At 37.5% G+C, this 18733-nt stretch carries 21 protein-coding genes; 6 read left to right on the forward strand and 15 right to left on the reverse strand.

What is annotated here, in order from left to right; genetic code table 11:
* The first annotated feature begins 177 nt into the window (after nucleotides 1-177).
* Complete coding sequence (locus D1Z92_RS09540) at nucleotides 178-1017, forward strand: PDZ domain-containing protein (RefSeq protein WP_164931540.1); 840 nt, start codon at nucleotides 178-180, stop codon at nucleotides 1015-1017.
* 33 nt (nucleotides 1018-1050) lie between these two features.
* On the opposite strand, the gene D1Z92_RS09545 is transcribed toward D1Z92_RS09540, so the two are convergent.
* Entirely contained in the window at nucleotides 1051-1512 is a 462-nt protein-coding gene (locus D1Z92_RS09545; RefSeq protein ID WP_128895443.1) for a hypothetical protein, read from the reverse strand.
* A gap of 462 nt (nucleotides 1513-1974) precedes the next feature.
* Here D1Z92_RS09545 and D1Z92_RS09550 point away from each other — a divergent pair, with 462 nt between their 5' ends.
* Nucleotides 1975-3144: a DUF418 domain-containing protein gene (locus D1Z92_RS09550; RefSeq protein WP_240666648.1), complete on the forward strand. Its 1170-nt coding sequence runs from the start codon at nucleotides 1975-1977 to the stop codon at nucleotides 3142-3144.
* An 81-nt stretch (nucleotides 3145-3225) separates the two neighbouring features.
* On the opposite strand, the gene D1Z92_RS09555 is transcribed toward D1Z92_RS09550, so the two are convergent.
* From D1Z92_RS09555 to D1Z92_RS09570, 4 genes are all read right to left on the reverse strand, one after another.
* Nucleotides 3226-4716, reverse strand: a complete 1491-nt coding sequence (locus D1Z92_RS09555) for a methyl-accepting chemotaxis protein (protein WP_164931541.1) — start codon at nucleotides 4714-4716, stop codon at nucleotides 3226-3228.
* Between the two features lie 17 nt (nucleotides 4717-4733).
* A complete protein-coding gene (locus D1Z92_RS09560; protein WP_128895445.1) occupies nucleotides 4734-5270 on the reverse strand; it encodes a hypothetical protein in 537 nt (178 codons plus the stop codon).
* A 68-nt stretch (nucleotides 5271-5338) separates the two neighbouring features.
* Nucleotides 5339-5866 (reverse strand): hypothetical protein, encoded by a 528-nt coding sequence (locus D1Z92_RS09565; protein ID WP_128895446.1) that lies wholly within the window; start codon nucleotides 5864-5866, stop codon nucleotides 5339-5341.
* 285 nt (nucleotides 5867-6151) lie between these two features.
* Entirely contained in the window at nucleotides 6152-6526 is a 375-nt protein-coding gene (locus D1Z92_RS09570; protein ID WP_128895447.1) for a VOC family protein, read from the reverse strand.
* 101 nt (nucleotides 6527-6627) lie between these two features.
* Here D1Z92_RS09570 and D1Z92_RS09575 point away from each other — a divergent pair, with 101 nt between their 5' ends.
* Nucleotides 6628-7413 carry an SIR2 family NAD-dependent protein deacylase gene (locus D1Z92_RS09575; RefSeq protein ID WP_240666646.1) on the forward strand — a complete coding sequence of 262 codons (786 nt, stop codon included), beginning with the start codon at nucleotides 6628-6630 and terminating at the stop codon, nucleotides 7411-7413.
* A 115-nt stretch (nucleotides 7414-7528) separates the two neighbouring features.
* Here the strand turns inward: D1Z92_RS09575 and D1Z92_RS09580 are convergent, their stop codons facing one another.
* The 10 genes from D1Z92_RS09580 to D1Z92_RS09625 all read right to left on the reverse strand — a co-directional run bounded on the left by D1Z92_RS09580 (nucleotide 7529) and on the right by D1Z92_RS09625 (nucleotide 15402).
* Nucleotides 7529-8416, reverse strand: coding sequence for a PDZ domain-containing protein (locus tag D1Z92_RS09580; RefSeq protein ID WP_128895448.1), 888 nt, complete (start codon nucleotides 8414-8416; stop codon nucleotides 7529-7531).
* 3 nt (nucleotides 8417-8419) lie between these two features.
* A complete protein-coding gene (locus tag D1Z92_RS09585; protein WP_128895449.1) occupies nucleotides 8420-9586 on the reverse strand; it encodes an NAD(P)/FAD-dependent oxidoreductase in 1167 nt (388 codons plus the stop codon).
* Between the two features lie 90 nt (nucleotides 9587-9676).
* On the reverse strand, nucleotides 9677-10195 hold the full coding sequence (locus tag D1Z92_RS09590; RefSeq protein WP_128895450.1) for a hypothetical protein: 519 nt from the start codon (nucleotides 10193-10195) through the stop codon (nucleotides 9677-9679).
* 123 nt (nucleotides 10196-10318) lie between these two features.
* A complete protein-coding gene (locus D1Z92_RS09595) occupies nucleotides 10319-10564 on the reverse strand; it encodes an acyl carrier protein (protein WP_128895451.1) in 246 nt (81 codons plus the stop codon).
* A 66-nt stretch (nucleotides 10565-10630) separates the two neighbouring features.
* A complete protein-coding gene (locus D1Z92_RS09600) occupies nucleotides 10631-11665 on the reverse strand; it encodes a hypothetical protein (protein ID WP_128895452.1) in 1035 nt (344 codons plus the stop codon).
* A 13-nt stretch (nucleotides 11666-11678) separates the two neighbouring features.
* Nucleotides 11679-12086 carry a holo-ACP synthase gene (gene acpS / locus D1Z92_RS09605; protein ID WP_128895453.1) on the reverse strand — a complete coding sequence of 136 codons (408 nt, stop codon included), beginning with the start codon at nucleotides 12084-12086 and terminating at the stop codon, nucleotides 11679-11681.
* Nucleotides 12077-12901, reverse strand: a complete 825-nt coding sequence (locus D1Z92_RS09610; RefSeq protein ID WP_128895454.1) for a phytanoyl-CoA dioxygenase family protein — start codon at nucleotides 12899-12901, stop codon at nucleotides 12077-12079. The genes acpS and D1Z92_RS09610 overlap by 10 nt, the downstream gene beginning before the upstream one ends.
* Nucleotides 12902-12928: 27 nt before the next feature.
* Nucleotides 12929-13579, reverse strand: coding sequence for a helix-turn-helix domain-containing protein (locus D1Z92_RS09615; RefSeq protein WP_164931542.1), 651 nt, complete (start codon nucleotides 13577-13579; stop codon nucleotides 12929-12931).
* 54 nt (nucleotides 13580-13633) lie between these two features.
* Nucleotides 13634-13888, reverse strand: a complete 255-nt coding sequence (locus D1Z92_RS09620; protein WP_128895456.1) for a hypothetical protein — start codon at nucleotides 13886-13888, stop codon at nucleotides 13634-13636.
* A 32-nt stretch (nucleotides 13889-13920) separates the two neighbouring features.
* The gene (locus D1Z92_RS09625; protein ID WP_164931543.1) at nucleotides 13921-15402 is read right to left on the reverse strand and encodes a class I adenylate-forming enzyme family protein; all 1482 of its coding nucleotides are present in this window, start codon (nucleotides 15400-15402) and stop codon (nucleotides 13921-13923) included.
* 338 nt (nucleotides 15403-15740) lie between these two features.
* On the opposite strand from D1Z92_RS09625, the gene D1Z92_RS09630 reads away from it, so the two are divergent.
* The 3 genes from D1Z92_RS09630 to D1Z92_RS09640 are packed head-to-tail and all read left to right on the forward strand — an operon-like array spanning nucleotide 15741 to nucleotide 18415.
* On the forward strand, nucleotides 15741-16679 hold the full coding sequence (locus tag D1Z92_RS09630; RefSeq protein WP_164931544.1) for a 3-oxoacyl-[acyl-carrier-protein] synthase III C-terminal domain-containing protein: 939 nt from the start codon (nucleotides 15741-15743) through the stop codon (nucleotides 16677-16679).
* Complete coding sequence (locus tag D1Z92_RS09635) at nucleotides 16654-17895, forward strand: hypothetical protein (protein WP_128895459.1); 1242 nt, start codon at nucleotides 16654-16656, stop codon at nucleotides 17893-17895. Before D1Z92_RS09630 ends, D1Z92_RS09635 begins: the two co-directional genes overlap by 26 nt.
* 19 nt (nucleotides 17896-17914) lie before the next feature.
* The gene (locus D1Z92_RS09640; protein WP_164931545.1) at nucleotides 17915-18415 is read left to right on the forward strand and encodes a chorismate pyruvate-lyase family protein; all 501 of its coding nucleotides are present in this window, start codon (nucleotides 17915-17917) and stop codon (nucleotides 18413-18415) included.
* Nucleotides 18416-18733: the final 318 nt, after the last annotated feature.

Genomic DNA, 18733 nt, shown 5'->3' on the forward strand with positions numbered 1-18733 from the left:
TTTCGTTAATCCCTCCTATGATTGCAAATGGTGAGGTGCGATGATTAACCACATTATAGTCTCGTTGTTGTTTGTATTACTCAGCTTTCATTGCCGCGAGATGGTAAGCTAATTCCTAGTATGTAAGCGGCTTACTACTACATAATAAAGAGAATAGAATGAATGGGGGTTGAAATCATGTTAAAAAATAAGAGTAAGTTTACTACTTCTATATATATTGAATCTAGTATAGATTTTATTTGGTGGTATATCGCTACACCAGAAGGAATGAACGGATATTTGACGGATAAAGTGACAACAAAAAATGGAAAAGACTGCATTGAAGCTGGTGAACAAGTGGAGATAGTTATCGGAGATATGATTAATGAAGCGACCTGTATCATTAGTGAAGCCCCGCATGTGTTTCGCTTAAAAGACCACTTCCGAACGTTATTTGCAGATGACACTTATTTTGATTACGAATTGACCACCACATTTTCATTATATGAAATGGATCAAATGACAAAAGTGGTCGTGACGGTGGAAGGATACGATGAACAGCATGAGTTAATGCAGTGGCTAAAAGATTGCGGGGAATTAGGCTGGAAACAGTCTTTATTTAATTTAAAGAATGTATTGGAGCTAGGATTAGATTTACGTTATGATATTTTCGGTTATCCTCGATTGGGAGTTTGTAATTATACTGCAAGTGCACAACAATTAAAGAGACAAGGGCTAGATCATGAAACGATACAAGGTAATGTGTTAATGGAAGTATTTTCAGATGGGCCTGCTGCTAAAGCAGGCTTAAAAAAAGGAGATATCGTCATCAACATTGGTGATCATACTGTTCCTACTTATCACGCATTTGTAAAAGCACTTGCCTTATCTTTTCAACAATCCAAACATATCGATATGGTGTATTATCGAAATAGAGAAAGAAAAGAAACGACAGCTGTATTATCCGAAGATAAGAAATTTACAGGGTTAGTTACTCCAGATGATGACTCCATCGAAAAAATTAAACAGAGAAAGTAATGTAATCCTATCTTCATATGACTAAGGATTCTGCTAAATTCCTAACAAGATGAGAAATAAGTACATGATTACTGGTACTCCTCCCATTACCGTTCCAATGATACCGAATACTTTTTTAGTGTTTTTTATTACTAATGAAGCTATCCCTAGCCCTAATCCAGTAATGGTAAGGAGGAAACCCATTAAGAATAGAATGATAAACACAAATCCAGTCACAATGTAATCTGTTTGTTGTTCTTCTGGCTGCATATTAATAATTAATTGCTCCTGAGAAGTAAAGTACGTTGCAATACTTAAAATAATCATAATAACGATAGCGTTAAGCACGCCTAAAATAAATGAAGCTATCCCTAATTTGGAATGTTTTACTGGAATATCGTTTAACGTTGCTGGGGCCTCACTCATTCCTTGGAAAGGTTGCTCTGTGGAAAGAGCATTGGAATCAAAAGGATTTGAAGCGAAAGGATTTTGATGTTCTGGTGGTGTTGTAGTCAAATCATCTACCTCTTTCTATTATGTATTCAATAGGGCTTATCCTCTTTGCTTTTACTCATCGTTTAGTATATTTAATATAACATGTGTTTAAGAAAATGTTAACGCAGAAACAAAAAAATCAACACCACCATTGGTGCTTGATTTTTTTTGTCTCGTACGATATCAGCATAAATGAATACAGTAGATAAAAAATTGTAATAAAATGTAGATTTAAAAGTTATTATTTAACATAAAAACGATATAATAGGCATAAATTCTTTATTATTATTTAAAATTTTCCAATACATTATGTTGAAACCTGTTTACTAAATTAATGAAATAGTGTATTGTTTTAATACGTTTAATCATTTGTGATTGGTTTTGTAATTGCTTACATATCCTATATTTATCAAGTTCTTCACAACTTTCGTTTTTGTAATTTTTATAACAGAACATAACTTATTAGGAGAGAGAGTGATTTCTTTGGTTCAACAGAGCAAGAGACTACCACTAATTGATATGATACGTGGATTTGCTATTTTGGGAACATTGGGAACTAATATTTGGATTTTTGCTCATCTTGGAGATATTTCTTTTATTTCTACTAGCAACTATTCAGAATGGTGGTCATTCAATGATTTGCTTAGAATGATTGTTTTATTTTTTGTAAATGGAAAATTATTAGGTTTGTTGACTATAATGTTTGGTGTTGGTTTAGAAATGAAGTATCAGCAGTCGATTAGGAAAGGTAATGCTTGGCCTGGTATTTACTTATGGACTGTTGCATTTTTGTTCGTAGAAGGTTGTATTCACTACATATTAGTGATGGAATATGATATTTTAATGAGTTATGCTGTAACTGCACTTATTATATCTTTTATTGTCAGAGCTGGGGAGTCAGTAATAAATAAAGCGATGGTTATCACTGGTACTTTTCATGTTCTCATGTTACTTTCAGTTGTAATTGCTATATTACTGGGTGGCATTGACACTACACTTACTAATTCTAAAACTCTAACATCGCTCTATCAGTACGGTTCTTGGTTTGAACAAATACAATATCGATTAGATAATTTTTTATTTTATAGACTGGAGTCTATTGTCATCATTCCTATGAATATATTTTTATTTTTATTAGGAGTGAAGTTTATGCGTCATGGTGTATTCTCACAAGATGAAAACGGACGCCATAAACGCAAAAAACTATTTCAAATTGGTATTTTCATAGGGTTACCACTAAATCTTTTAATTTTTGTTCCAGGTGGCATTTTTGATTACCCTGCACGTTATTTATTCGCCCCAATATTATCTTTAGGTTATATTGGCATGTGGAGTTTCTTCATTCGTTTTACAAAGTTAAATTGGTTGTGGTATCGTTTTGGGGAAGTTGGTAAAATGTCATTAAGTAGCTATGTATTACAAAATATTATAGCCTCTATTATATTTTACGGTTGGGGATTGAGTTTAGGAGGCAAACTAAATAGTATTGAAATCATTAGTATTTGGATTGCACTTTCATGTGTACAACTTTACTTAGCACCAATTATCATCAAGCATTTCAAATATGGTCCGATGGAATTTATTCGCAAGCATACCATTCAATATATCGTACAAAAGCAAGCAAAGCATTCCAATCATAGTGAAAGATATTAATTCAGACTTCCTGTATGATATCTGAAAACTCATTATTTCATTTTAAAAAAATCAAGTCCCTTATAAGGGACTTGATTTTTTTTATGCATTAAGTTCAGAAAGCTTGCTTTCTAGTGAATTAAACTTGGTATAGATGTTTTCCATTCCTTCTTTTTGATTCATGACTAAATTCCGTACTTGTTCAATGCCTGCTTTGTTTTGCTGTGTAATAGCCGAGTTCGTTTCTGCTTTTGCGCCTACTTCTTGCAACATCGCTTGTACGTTGGTAATAAATTCTTGCAAACTTCTCGTTTTCTCATGGAAGTTTTCCATGTGCGTCGTGATCGTGTCGAAAAGTTCTTTTACTTCTCCCATGCCCTCACGATTTTTGACGATATCTTGTTGAGAACGTGAAATAATTTCATAACTTTTTTGCGTATCTGTTCTAATCGTTAATAGCATTTCTGAAATGTTATTCGAAGCTTCTTTAGAGGATTCCGCTAACTGTTTAATTTCTGTTGCAACAACAGCAAACCCTTTTCCATGCTCTCCTGCTCTTGCTGCTTCAATCGATGCATTTAATGACAATAAATTTGTTTTTGAAGCAATGTCAGAGATCGTTGTAATAATTTTTTCTATAGATTCCGTTCTATTCTCTAAATTCTTCATGATGTTCGTGGTCGTTTCGATATTGCTGTTAAATGCTTCAAGATCATTTTCCAGCAATTGTATACGCTCTCCACTTTCTATTGTTGCATCTTTTGTGGATTGAATGTAGTTGTTCATCTGTACAGCAGAGTGCGTCATATCATCTACTTTTTCATTTGTCGTTTCCATTTCCATATAAATAGCTTCCGTTTGATCAGATTGAACAACATACGATTTGGAAATGTCCTCAATAGATTCAAAGATGTCGGCTGCCGCTTGGTTAACCACTTCAGTATCACTGTTTAGTTCTTGCTGATATTGTTTAACTAAATCAATAGAAGATTTAATATGACTTAGTACAACTTTCAACTCTTCTTGATTTTTCTCTGCTTTCATTTTCTGAACTTGTAGATCCTCTTGCATCTTTTGATTAAAACTAGATTGCAATAACGTAACGAGTGTAACAAAAGAAAAAGGCATGACAAGATACAGGATATCAGAATCAGATAAGTTAGAACTTACTATACTGTCGTTATAAGTTAAAATTAAAGCTAAAGTAATCACATAACTAAAAACATTAATCATTTTATCTTGATATATACTTACAATAGAAACAAAAACAAAAAAGAATAAAAGATTAATAATATGTGGTTCGTTAATCATAACTAGTGCTAAAAAAACAGAAATAATAGCTACCGTTACATATTTTATAATTTGATGTGTTTTTAATAAACTAGTTTTAAACAAAGTAATATTTTTATATATAACGAATGCTAACGGTAGGATAATAACAACCATTATTCCTATTAATTGTAGTATGGAAATAATATCTTTTTGAACAAAAAAATTAAAAATCTGTGTAAATGTTACGAGTAGTCCAAATACGGTAATGCACCAAATGTTTCTTTTTTTCGATAATGATATTGCATGATCTGCTCCACTCAACTTGAGAAACCTCCACTTCATTTTGCTTTCACTGGTTCAGGTATCCACTTATCACGATACCTTTCACTTTGTTTATTTTGATATACATGTGCGACGTCGATCAGCGTAGGAATAACTTTGCCTCCTTTATACATAAAAGGCTCACTTGTCATCTCTACTATTAAATTTAATTTATTTTTTAGCAAATAAAAAACCTCTTCACTCGTTAACGAAACACAGTGGGTCATCTGATGTCTTTCACCGTAGTCCATGGCCACTTCCATAATCACAGGCGTTAACTTACCTCTGTATTCTGGTAAGATAGCAAAACCATCCACCTCGAAAATAGCAGGGTACGTATCGATAGCTTTTTTGAAAAGCTGCTTAGACTCGTCTCTCATTTTCTCATACGGTGTTATTTCACATGTACCACCGGCCGTATCGCTGTCCACCAGCATAAGATATTTTTCTGATCTTTCATTATGTTCAATTTCAAACCCTTGTTCTTTCCAACAAGCATCTTTAATTTGATAGAATTGTTGTGACATTTCTTCGTTATTTACTAGTTTATACATGAGAACACCTCCTTTTCTTACATATCGGAAAGAAACAAGTTATTTATAAATGTTTTGCATGTCTTCCTTTACTTCATTGCTACTGTCTTGCGCATCCATCTGTAACGGCGGTTCTCTTTGCTGCTGTATACATCCTGTACATCAAAGCCAATGGGTATTGTTAACCCACCTTTATAGATAAAATTTTCACCTACTTTGTCCACCATTAAATTTAATTTTTTCACTAAATAATACACTTCTTCGCTTGCTAACGAAACACAATGGGTTAGTCCATGTTTTTCACCGTAATCAACAATGAGTTTCATAACTATGAGTGCTAGTTTTCCCCTTTGTTCAGGTAATATAGCAAATCCGTCCACTTCAAAAATGGAAGGATATGTATCATAAGCTTGTTTAAAAACATGTTTGGACTCGTCTCTCATTTTTTCATAGGGAGTAAACTCACAAGTACCTCCTGCAATACCGGCATTCGTATAAATGAGGTATTTTTCTGATTGCTCGTGATGTTCGATCTCATATCCAGCTTCTGTCCAACAAGCATCTTTAATCTCATAAAATTGTTTTAACATTTCATTATTATTTACTTTTTTATACATGGTATTACCTCCACTTAGTAAGTTCGGCAAGAAACACTAAAATTATAAAATAATTGTTGCTGTATTAAAAGATTCATTTATACAAAATAGGATAATTATGGTTAAAATATAGTTTATATTTGTTGAACATTGGATAAATAAAGTGAAAAATCTATTACTTTTATATATATGTGTCATATCTATGTAAACAAAAAAATCAAGTCTATGTTGCCTACTTGATTTTTTATCGGAAAATGTTCACTATTTTTTTAGTAGAATTTATAATATTTTAGTAAATGTTTAAAATTATTTTACATGTCTTTCTATCATTTCGATTCGGTTGCCAAATGGATCATGCAAATAGATTCGATCTGCAAAGGGTAGGTTTTTATCTTCGATGTAAGGGATCTGTTGTTCTTTTACATGATGTATCAACGTTTCAAGGTGATGAACGTGTAGCGCGGGATGAGCCTTTTTTGCAGGAATGAAGTGGTCTTCTACTCCTAAATGAAGTTCAATATGACCTGATTTGAACCATACTCCACCTCTATGTTGTAAAGCAATTGGCTTTTCTATTTCCACAAAACCTAATAGATTGACATAGAACAACCTTGCTTCTTCTTCTTTTCCTTTGGGCATGGCTAGTTGAACATGATCAAGATGAGTGAAAAATTCGTTCATAATAATACTTCAACTCCCTTCATCTCTTAGTATATCATGAGATGGAAGAGAATTTTCACGGTCAAAATCGTGGTATGATAACAAAAAGGAGGGCGTTCAACTTGAAATTTAATGCTATTTACGAAGACATAGCACAGGTAATTACAAATGCGAAAAAAACGGTCGTATTAACAGGTGCAGGCATGTCAACGGAAAGTGGTTTGCAAGATTTTCGCAGTAACAACGGGTTATGGGCTGGAAAAGATCCCATGGAAATAGCGAGTACGCATACGATACGTCCACAATCTTTCAATGAAAGTGATACACAATATCAGCAACGTATTCACGCGTTTGTTGACTTTTATGTAACGCGAATTAAGGAAGTGAACACACATGAACCCAATGCAGGCCATCGAATATTAGCCGATTGGGGACGTAAAGGCTATATTTCTAGTATTGTTACGCAAAATGTAGACGGCTATCATGAAGCATGCGGTGATCCCGAAGTATTTCCACTGCATGGTACGTTGTTGCGTTTACGCTGCCAACAATGCGATACTGCATATGGTATAGAGAGATATATGTTGACTTCTGATGAGCGTACATATTTTTGTGACCAATGTGTGACAGGACTCATTCGTCCAAATATTGTACTGTTCGGAGAAGGATTGGATGAGAATTATGTAAAAGCGGAACAAGCTGCGAAACAAGCAGACGTCATGCTTGTCTTAGGAACGTCACTGCAAGTGATGCCAGCAAGTTATTTGCCGATGGAAGTTGTGGATCGTGGTGGTAAACTCATTATGATTAACTTTGACGACACGCCATTAGATCGTTACGCAGATCATATCATTCATGGTGAAAAAATTGGAGAGGTATTACATAAAATAGATTCCTTGCTAAGTTGAATAAATAAGTTGAATCCAAATGAAATGAAAGATAAGAATGAATGTAACGTGAAAAGGCTGTCCCTCAAGTAAGTTGCTACACTTAGAGGACAGCCTTTTCATTGTAATGCATAACTTATGATTGTTCTTTCCACATCGCACCAGATGCCGAGCGTTGTCTTGCAAGTTCTTCTCTTTTCTTCCTTACCTCTTCTAAAGGGGTGTCTTCAATATCTACGAGCCCTGTAAACGTATCGTCGATAGAAAATACAATAGTGGACTGTTGTTGTGTACCGTTTCTGATATATACAACTTCCTCCGATGCTTGTTTTCCATAATAAGAAGATACGACACGAACAAATTCTCTATAGTTGTTGACGGGTTTACCCCCAATGGAGAGAATGACATCCCCTTTTTGTAATCCAGCTTGATCTGCAGGACTGTTTGGGAATACTTCCATTAAGTAGTTTCCAGCTGCTTCGGCAGTACCCGTTTGTTTACTTTGCTCTTGATTCACGGTGCAATTGACCACACCCATTCGTGGGAAGCTAAACATTTCTGTTCTGAGGTCTAAGCCTAACTCCAACACGGATTTTAAATTCATGAGCGATCTTCGCCATCCCATTTCCAAACATTCGCGAAACCATTGACCGTGTGTATTGTCTTCAAATCCTTTTACTTCTAATTCTAGTTTAGTGAACTCACCTGCTGCTTCTAATCTATATGTCGTTTGCACGATGTATTTTCGCATTTGCCCGTCGGGGTCCATTGATTCATATTCATCGGCTAAAGTCATCAAGGCATATGGCTCACACACTTTGACGGTGGTCACATTGTTAATGTCTCCATAGTTGTAATGGTACATATCTCCTACTTTAGGTTCTCCATCTATTCCAGTTGTCGTTCCATAGAACGTCAAATACGAATTAGAACCTGATGGGGTTGCTACAGACCACCAAACTTGCTCTATTGGTGCTTCTAAATAAGTAATATTGAGAGAACGATCATTTGGACATGTAATCACGGTTTATCCCTCCATTAACATCGTATAAATATCTTGAGCATGTACACTCATTTCTTTTGCGAGACTGGGGAATGTACATAATAAGTCTGTCATTTGTAATTGATCTTGTGGGATGGAAGTTGCTGCTTTTGCTAACGTTTGTAAACAGGCATCGTACTGTGGTTTAATACGTTCATCACGTTTTGCAACATAAAGGCTCATTGCACTTTCCCAACATAATTCATGCTTTAACCATTTATCTAAACATTGTGCAAGAATTTTAGCCATGCAAACTGCATTATCTATGCCTGAGCCAGAGATCGGATGTAAATAAGCAGCGGCATCACCAACCAATACCCATCCTTGTCCATAAGCTTGTCTTATGTAGCTAGCTGTACTGGCAATCCCGCGTATGTTATTTTTCATTTGAATGTTCTTGGTTCGTGAACGTAACGTTTCAATTTGCTGTATTCTTTGCAAAAAATGATGAGTCACATCGTGGGACCAATGTTCGAATGTTTGCTGTGGAATCATGACGGCAATACAGTGCATGTCCTGGTCCAATGGGTTACATAACAAAATGTCTTCGCCACTCCAGTACCATTCCATCGTGGGAATCGGCAAAGCATACATACCATCTACATAGGCATAGTACACCGCTAAATGGTTTGCTTTTGATGCATGGTACATTTCCGCTTTAACGCTTTTGGCAACGATGGAATTTCTTCCGTCTGCACCAATGACGAGTTTTGCCTCTACTTCTTTTTCTTCTCCTGCTATGGTTTTGTATTTTACTCCTGTAATGTGTTCGTCTTTTTGCAGTGTGGTAAGGACTTTCGCTTGTAATACAATATCGATATTTTCTGTATGCTCTAACTTTTGAAATAACCATGAATCTAATAACTCTCTTCTTACACTGAGTGCTCTTGGTGTCACGGTAATGTTAGACTCGAACACCCTGGTTTCTACATCTACCCTCATTCTTGTCATTTCCGGTATTGCACTTTCCTTAAACTTTTTGGTGATATCTAGTGAATCATAAATGTCGGTCTCCCCAATAATATGAGAGGAAAGCGTAGGTCCTGGTTGTTTATATTGATCGATAATGAAAATGCGATAACCTTGCTTGGCCAGAAAATATGCTGTTACTGCACCGGCACACCTTGCACCGACGATAATGAAATCGTACATATTCTCCTCTCTTCTCCCTTCCTTTGCATGTCAATGATACAGAAAGGAAGGGTCATACGAAGATGACCCTTCTGCTTGAGGTTTATGTCATTAGTTGGATTGTAAGCATCCGTAGATTTGACCAATTTGATTATCTTGCTCATCATACATAGGGACAACACTTTCAGAATAGAAAGTAGCATCTTTCGGTGGAAGTCCTTTTAAAGTACCTTTCATATGAATAGGTTGTTTGTTATGGAAAGTACCTTCAGGAGTTTCTAATGTCCAGTACAAGTAAGACTCACCTTGTACACCGTCTGTCATTTTTTTGTTGAAAGGTATAGTAGCACTAGCTTTCATTGGTGCACCTTGTCCATCTAGTCCACCGCGAACACGGATGGTTTGTCCAGGCCAGATAACTTCAGAAGTTGCAACAAGGTCTACATTCATAATGTCAAGATCAACTGTTACACCAGATTTTAAGCTGAATTCTGAATCATTTACTGTGAAGTGAGTTGGTTCAGCTTGCGTAAATTGTAATTCCTCTGTTCTACCGTCTAAAAGCTCTAAATACGTTTTACTGTTTGAGTTTTCAAGTGTCATGGAAAGTTTTTTTAATGCTGTTTTCATGGATACTACCTCCTAATATTCTTCTTGTGATTGCCTCCCGGGGATAGTTACATTTTCTCATGATTTTTAGGTATTGACTCAGCTTTAGTGACCTTCACTTTCGTTTTTATGTGTGGTGTGAAACTATTTCGCTATTAATGCTTCTAGTAAATCGCAAATACTAGTGACTTTACTGAAATGATCTAAATAAATGGACTGATCTTCAATTTCAATGTCAAAAGCATCTTCAAGAGAGACAACGAGTCGAATAAAGGTCATCGAGTTAATGCCTACTTTTAATAAATCGGTGTTATGATCAATTTGTACATTAGAAGGGATGATATCTTCAATGCATTGGATTACTTTACTTTCTAATTGCGCTCTGTTCATACTATCTGCCTTCTTTCCTTACATTAGTAGTCATAAAGGGGATGTGTGTTTTGTAGGTTAACGGGGTTACAGTTTAAGTTTAGTATCAATGAGATATTCCATCAGTAATGGTACAGCTCTTCGCTCTTGCTCAAAAACGGTCTGAAATTGTTGGCTAATAGAAATGAAGTATTGCTTGTCCAACGTTTTTTGATATTTAAAACTATGTGCTCTAATTTGAGCAAGCGCACGTTTAGCACGTTCATATTTTTTCTCCACTTGTTGCAGGATAGGAAGATCTGCAACTTCTTTGAGCCACTCTATACGACGTAACATCCATGTTTTATGCTGTATCATTTTCACCACGGTAATATTCCATAAGCCGTGCTCCCTCTCGTCTATCTCTCCACTCTCCATTAAAGATGAAAAAAAGTGAGATAAATATTGATTAACATAAGGCCCATTAGCAAGCATCGCTTTCGTCCCTTTCCCTGCTTGCATATTGCCACGTTCTAAAGAGAAAAACAGGTTGCTCATGGGATGGGATAAGTATGGGGCTTGCACTTTAATAGTAGAAAGAGGAAATCCATAAAAGGCGAACCATTTTTCTGACGTGAGGTGATGGTTTTTCATGTCAAGTAATTGTTGCTCACACTGCGCATACGATATGGGGACGGTGTCATAGGCTTTACCATTCACCTCGAATGCAATAACGTCAAAGGTTTCACTATTATCGTCGTAACCATAGATGATGGCATCATGAATTAAGTCATTTCCTTTGTAAAAATTAGAAGAAGCAATGTGTTTCCAATTCAAATAAATGACGATATATTGCTGTTGATGCAGGGCTTCTTTGATGAGAGAGACGAGCTGGGTAGGTGAATAGGCCCTAATATCGATGGTTTCTTCCTCTAACACGTGGGTGTATATATCTAGATGTTCTTCAAACCCGACGAATGGGATAGAGAGATGGTCTTTACTTTGTAGTTGCAAGTTTACAAAGTGGTTGTAGTACCATGGTGCAAACTGGGGATTCGTCATTAAAATACTAAGTCGAAAATTATGATAACATTCTGTTGCTAATCCTGGATTGGTGTGAATCGGTAATTGTTTTTTTGCCATGAGTATACTCCCTTTACAGGTCATAGCGATACAATATAACCATACCGATAGCATATTGACCGGAGTGAGACAAACTAATGTCGGTTTGGAAAGGTAGGGACTCCATCCTCTCCTTCACTACGTCATAAAACTGTAGGTATGGTTTTCCATCTTCTCGCTTTCTTATTTCCATGCCTCTGAAGTGGTATCGAATACGTTGCATTTCCTCGCTCATTGCTTTGTAAAATGCTTCTTTCACTGCCCATCTTGCAGCAAAATGCTGAGATGGTGTATGTTGCTTCTTGCAATACTGTATTTCGTGGGAAGTGAATACTTTTTGTATAAAATGCTCCCCTTGTCGTTGCAGTGTTTGCTCAAATTGCGTGATGTCTTGGATGTCCACACCGATGCGGGGGACAGGATGAGTCACTCTTATTTCCATGGTTTATTCCCGCCGATGCCACTCCATTCTGATTGCTTTAACGTATCGGTTTTCAACTGCTTTCGACGTAAGTTTAATCTTCTTCTCACTTGCTCCCCTTCTTGATTGATTAGTTTTTGATGATTTAATGACACAGCTTTCGTACTTTCTCCTGTAAAATGAACGACAAATGCTTTTCTGAACTCGTTTTTCGTTTGATTTTCATATGAACCGTGCATGAGATTGCCATGAAATGCGATGACATCTCCAGGCTTCGTATGAACAAAGTATTCTGTTTGCCCGTTTTCTAAATGTAATTTTTCCCCATACTCTTCCTCAGAGGAAGCAATGACATGGGGTTCTAATAGTCCAGCAGTATGAGATTGTGGAACAATAAAAATGCCCCCGTTTTGTTTATTGCCTTCGCTGAGGCTGACCCAAAGGGAGCAAGTAGTATTCGGAGTAGAACCCACACTATAGTTGTCTTGATGCATGGGTAGTCCCCTAGTGCCTGGGCTTTTGAAATAGTAGCTGGTGGATATGGCAAGTGCAGGTTCTTGCAGCAAGGATTTTGCGGCTGCAAACATCTTGTCACTTAACATGATGCTAGCTATCTGAGGGTGAGTGAGGTGGTAGTCTCGTAGTCTGGGAAAAATACTCTCTAATAGTTTTTGCTTATCTTGTTTGATGGTACCTTCACGAACAAGGTCCATCCACAGTTGTGTGAACTGTTCGTTGAGTTTATTTACTTCTTGGGGATCGAACCATTGTTGCAAAATGACATAGCCATGTTCTTCGTAATGTTGCATTTCTTCTTTCGTTACACTTCTTTGCATGTTTTTCCTCCTATGCGCATTTATACATTATGCATGGTGCCTCTCTAGCATATATCCAACGTATTTTTTATGCTTAATGAGGTGATTTACTTCAATGGACATGTTCAGTTGTTGTATTTTTTTGCGTAATCGGTAAATGTATTGTCTAACAATGTCTGTCGTCGTATAAGGGTCCCACAAATGATACAGCAATTGATCACCGGAGACATACATTCCTGCATGTTGCCATAAGTACATGAGCACCGCATCTTCTTTCATCGTTAAGGAAACATCGTGTTGATGAGATTTTAGTTGTTGTGATTTTGGAAAATAAGATAGATTCGGATGAAGTTTTATTTCGCTTTGCGCCGCTGGTTGGATGATATGTTGTAGCTCGTCAATGGACTGATGTAATGAATGGGTAACGTAGATAGGGTGATGACGTTGCAGCGAAAGAAAGATGGGTGACGGGCTTGTGGATTGTAGCTGTATGATCATTGGTGTATCCGGTTGTACTTGCATCCATTCTGATACATACGACTGAGCTGTGGCGGACATTTGTGGCAAATGCCAAATGACACATGTAATAGGTAGCCCTTGTCCCCACAGATGAAACAGTTCATTTACATCGGTAATAAATAGGATGGACATAGGTGATGGTAGGTGTTCTTTGACAGTGGAAAGATATCTTGGGTTCATATCAATAAGAATAATCCAGTCATGTGATGTTTTTGTGAAAGGAAGCGTGTTCATTTATGTGGATTCTTTCTGTCGTAGTTGTTGTTGTATCACATGCACGATATGTTGGATCGTAAGGTGAGCATGCTCTTCTTTCAGGTCCTCTAAATCAATTTCCACTTCAAATTGTTGTTCTAACTCCATCCATATTTTCAACCAAGCTAATGAGGATGTAGGAAGGGTAAGTTGATCCTCGTTCTCTTTGTTTTCTTGTGGGTTATATTGTATGATGATCTTTTTTAATGTGTGGTGTACATCGGTTGATTTCATTCCTTCTTCACCTGCGTTCTGCACTTGAATAGTTAAGATTGTTTCCAGCTTTTTTTGATTTCTTCTACGATCAAAATTTGATGTGGTATTTTATAAGCTGCTAATTGTTTTCGCAGTGCTGTCTTCATCTCTCTTACTGTTTTGTAAGCAGACAATATAACTTCTGCAACAATAATTTCTCCGTGTAACTGATCTTCTTTTCCTCTTACCACCACATCGACGATTTCTGGAATGGTACGACACGCGGCTTCGACTTCTTTCGGATTGACTTTGCGTCCCGCTACATTAATAAATGTTGTTTTTCTCCCTTTAAGAAACAGTTGCTGCTCATGTAAAACAGCAAGGTCATCCGTTTTGTGCCATTGTTTTGCTTTCATCATGCCGGGCATGTCCGAGGTGCGATCATGTCCTTCCTTCTCCTGATCTACTGTAATATACCCATGGAATAAGCTAGGACTAGAAACGACTAAGGATTGATCTTTAGCGATTTTCACTTTTACATCGGGTAAAATAAATCCGTTACTTCCTTCCAAATGTTTACGCTGTGGATGATGTGCTGCTACTGCTCCTGTTTCTGTACTGCCATATAGTTCGAGAATGGTTACGTTTGTCTTTTGTTTAAATTGACGGGAAACATGTTGTGGTAAAGGGCCTCCAGCAGAGATAGCAAATCTCATATGTTGAAATGTTTTTTGCTGCACAGTGTGGGCATCGGAGAGTAGTGGATAAAAAGAAGGAACACTTAATAAGATGGTAGAGCGATAGGTTTCACTTAGTTTGAACACTTTTCGCGGAGTCGGATGACGACAGAGGACCAGTGTACTTCCTGTTAATAGCGAGGCGAATAGCGCTCCAGTCATGCCGTATAAGTGATGTAAAGGGATTGTTGCAATGATGTGGTCTGAAGCAGCGTATTGAAACCAGCTACGATACACATGGCCTTCTCGGATGATGGTTTGCAGTGAAACACATGCCATTTTGGGATAGCCTGTCGTACCAGAAGTTAACTGATAAACAAAAGTGGGCTGAGCTTGTACATGCTGCGGCTGTGCATCTTTGTGATTTATATCCTGCTTTGCTTCAGTACGTTGATGCTGGTGGTGATAGATGTCATCGTAGGTGTAGAGGGACATATGATCATGGTTGTGACAGCTTTCGCTTTCCATACGCTCGTTACGTTCAAAAAGGTTCACATTCGTGTTCTTTTTCTGCGTTGGAACAACCCAGGTTGTAATACCGCTGATCTGTTGGATGCGACTCATTTCTGCTGGCGTTTGTTTATTGTCTACGGGTAAGACTGCATGTCCTTTTTCTAAAATAGCAAGAAATAGCTGGATGGACATGACGGTTTGATCCATAACAAGACCATATTTTTGTGATAAAGGATAACGAGGCAAAGCATTTGCTAACTGCTTGATGTTGTACCTGAGCTCACTGTACGTTAACGTTTCTTGTCCATCTATAATAGCTGTATGTTCCAAATTATGATTGACATGACAAAGCACGTTTCCCATCCATACTTCCCCCCATTTGTATCCATCCATGCTTCGATATAAGATGAAGAAATAATAAGATAAAAATTTACGCCTCAGTAACCGGTGTAAAGATGGCTATAGCGATTTCTCCACCTTATGCGCAGTGGTAATAAGTTGCTTGAACTTGTTTCTTCAACTTATTACTATATTATAAGCTTTACGGTAATGGCCCTCTCGGCTTTGATTGTATATCCATGCTTCACGCTCCATTTACGGTACATTCACTTTTCATTCATGTACATGTAGGGATGATAGGCGTATGGTAATAGAAGAGCATATCGCTCATCTGATTTTCACTTATGAAATTGGAGGAAGCTATGGTTGGTTTACAACAGATCGCATGTTACGTGCCAGAAAAAAAGGTGAATGTAAGTGCCTTTCTCCCTCTTTCCACGAGTCAAACACAAAGTGAAATGATGGAGGAAAAAGTGATTTCACAGTATGGACTCCATCACATTGCTGTCGAGGAAGAGCTAACTGTACATGAAATGATAGAAAAAGCAGCAGCTACAGTGTTGCAAAAACATGCTGGAACAGAAGAACCAATAACTTGGATATTACATACCCACACCTTTCACCCTTTTACCCCCTACCTTGTAGATCCCATAAGCAGCATTCAGCTGGACTGGGGATTAGAAAATGCGAAAGTTCGCTGTATAGCGCAAATGAATTGCGCTTCTATTGATATGCTTTTACAATTTGCCAATCGACTGTTACTACAAGAGCAACAAGGTGCAATACTGCTCCTTTGTGCAGATAAAATGATCATCCCAGATAGCAGGTATTTAAAAGACAGCACCGTGTCGGGAGATGCAGCGGCCGCGATGATTCTCTCTAGTCAAAGTGAACATCACCAATTACTTGCTTCTGTTATACAGTGTGATGCTAGTCTATACCATAGTGTGCAGTCAGACCCAGCGGATTTCGCTTGGTTTCAACAATCTTTCTATATGGGATTGGTTAAAATTTTACGGCGTGGAGTGAAGCAGGCAGGTATACAACTATCTCAGCTTACTTTCATTTTTCCGTCGAATGTGAACGAACTAACTTGGCGTAGCATCGCATCTGCTTGCGAGATGGATGATGATGTATTTTATTACCCTACAATGCGTGAAGTTGGACATGCCCATAATGCAGATCCTTTGTTAAATTTACAGCATGCATTGACACATCAAGCCTTAAAAAAAGGAGATTACTATGCAACCTTAACTGTGGGGATGGGCAGTACATTTGGCTGTTCTGTTTTTCAATATTAATCACAGTATGCATGATCATATAAATAACAGTATGAATGAAGGGACGTCATTTTCTATGTATATATCTTCCATCTATTCATGTGTAAACAAACAAAAAACGTGCTATGCTGCCTTATTACAAAAAGTAAAAGAGATGAGCCCCCCTTCAAGTAAAAAGAAAATCATAGCCCCTTTAGATTTTCCTTTGTGGTATTTATATGACGAATATGAAATTCCTTTGTATGGAGATAAGGGGCAGTATAACGAAGAGTCTTCTTTCTTTCCAGAAAAATTAGATTTTCATCATCACGAATTCGATGTAGCCGTGAGCAAGCAACCCGCTGCAAAACAAGCTTTGCATGCGATAGAGGGGATGTGGAACCAGCACGTTTCACCTTCTAGTATGACCGATGCATGTAAGTATTTGATTTATGGTCATGAGACATTAGAAGCAAACTTTTATTTCACCCCTGCGATATATTTGAAGAAAAAGTTGAAGCAAAAACGTATCCAGCCATTTTCTATTCATGCTAAAGGATCGCTCGTATTGTATGAAGCTATCCAGATGTGCGAAGCTCTCTTTTCTTCTTCAAGTGATACTTCCCTCCCTTCTCTTCCCTCACAATTAGCTTCAATATCCTCTTCGGAGTCATGTGCGGCCATGTTCGTCGTTAGTGATATCATTCAACCGCCTATGCGAAGACTGTGGTTGGACCACTATCCAAAAGGAGACGCTGCAACTGCTTGTTATATCTCTCCTACCCATGGTGATTGGAAAATACTACACATGTTCGCTGATGAATGGCCATTAGAACATCACAATCCTTATATATGGTCTGCTTCATTGCATGCATCACATCAACAGATGCTGCTAGAACGTAGTCAACAACTGCTAACTACAGCATTGCAACAATACGGTACTCCATGTTCATACTCTTGTGATGAAACGATCAATAAAGCAGTTACAGTGACTCCCTTTACCCCTTCCTCTCGTTATGTCATCATGCAGCATATGGATGCTACGTTTCAACATACGTTGAAAGCTACGGTGGAACAACATGGTGGAAGAGTATTTACGAGAGAAAGCCTTGCGGAATGTAATCTGCTTGGCAGTGATACTCTATATTCTTTGCAACAACTGGAGCAGCAGGTTGCAATTTCTGTCGGAGATGTCGTTTTTCTTGTCCTCGCAGGCCCGATTGCCGACGTGGCTATTTTAGTATTACAAAAGCAATAAGATGTCGGAGGTGAATAAATTGAACAAACATACATTGCCTGATGACAATGCTTCACGAATGTTGCTACAAAGCGATGGTTCTACTACTCAGTTGTTAGAGAGCATGCTAAATGAGCCCTTAGATGTCATCGTTGTGAAACAGGAAATGCTGCAAAGTTATCATATTGATCCAACCATTGCAGCATTGTTGCGCATTCCAAACGATGAAAATGTGTTAGAGCGATATTCCCAATTAGTAACGAAAGATAATACCGTTGTATCTAACAATTATGTCGTTTGTAGACTTGGCTTAGATGCTAACGTGATGCAAAAACTGCACCAAGGCAGCATACCCATAGGAAAGATATGGAGCTCCAATCGTCTGTCTGGACATCGCATGCTGCTTGGCTATGGTCAGGAGTTTCATGATAAAGAGCAGCGTCAAGTACCGTACAAGCATTACATTCAATGGCATGACGATGTCCCTCGTTTATATATACGAGAAAAATTCAATCCAGCATATGTGAAAATACCTTGCTAATGTGACCTTCCATTTTCTGCTATAATGATATAAATGCACTGACTTTCGATCTTATGACAGATAACGAGAAAGTAACATTTCTAGGATTGAAGTGGTGGACTAAAGAAGCATTACGTTTAAAAAGTGATGTTGCACCGTTGGAAATACTAGAACTATTTTAAATGTGTACATGAAGTATATGAATTAGTGAGCCTCTAGTGATAGGTATTGCACACCTATTTAACTATCAACTTATCTAGAGGTTTATTTGTCGTTGTCGTTTTCCCCCAAATAAGCATGCTTCAGGTAAACTCGCCGTTACTGAATCTTCTTTTTTTC

Origin of the sequence: Longirhabdus pacifica (genome assembly GCF_004115085.1) — a bacterium.
GTDB lineage: Bacteria > Bacillota > Bacilli > Paenibacillales > DSM-105158 > Longirhabdus > Longirhabdus pacifica.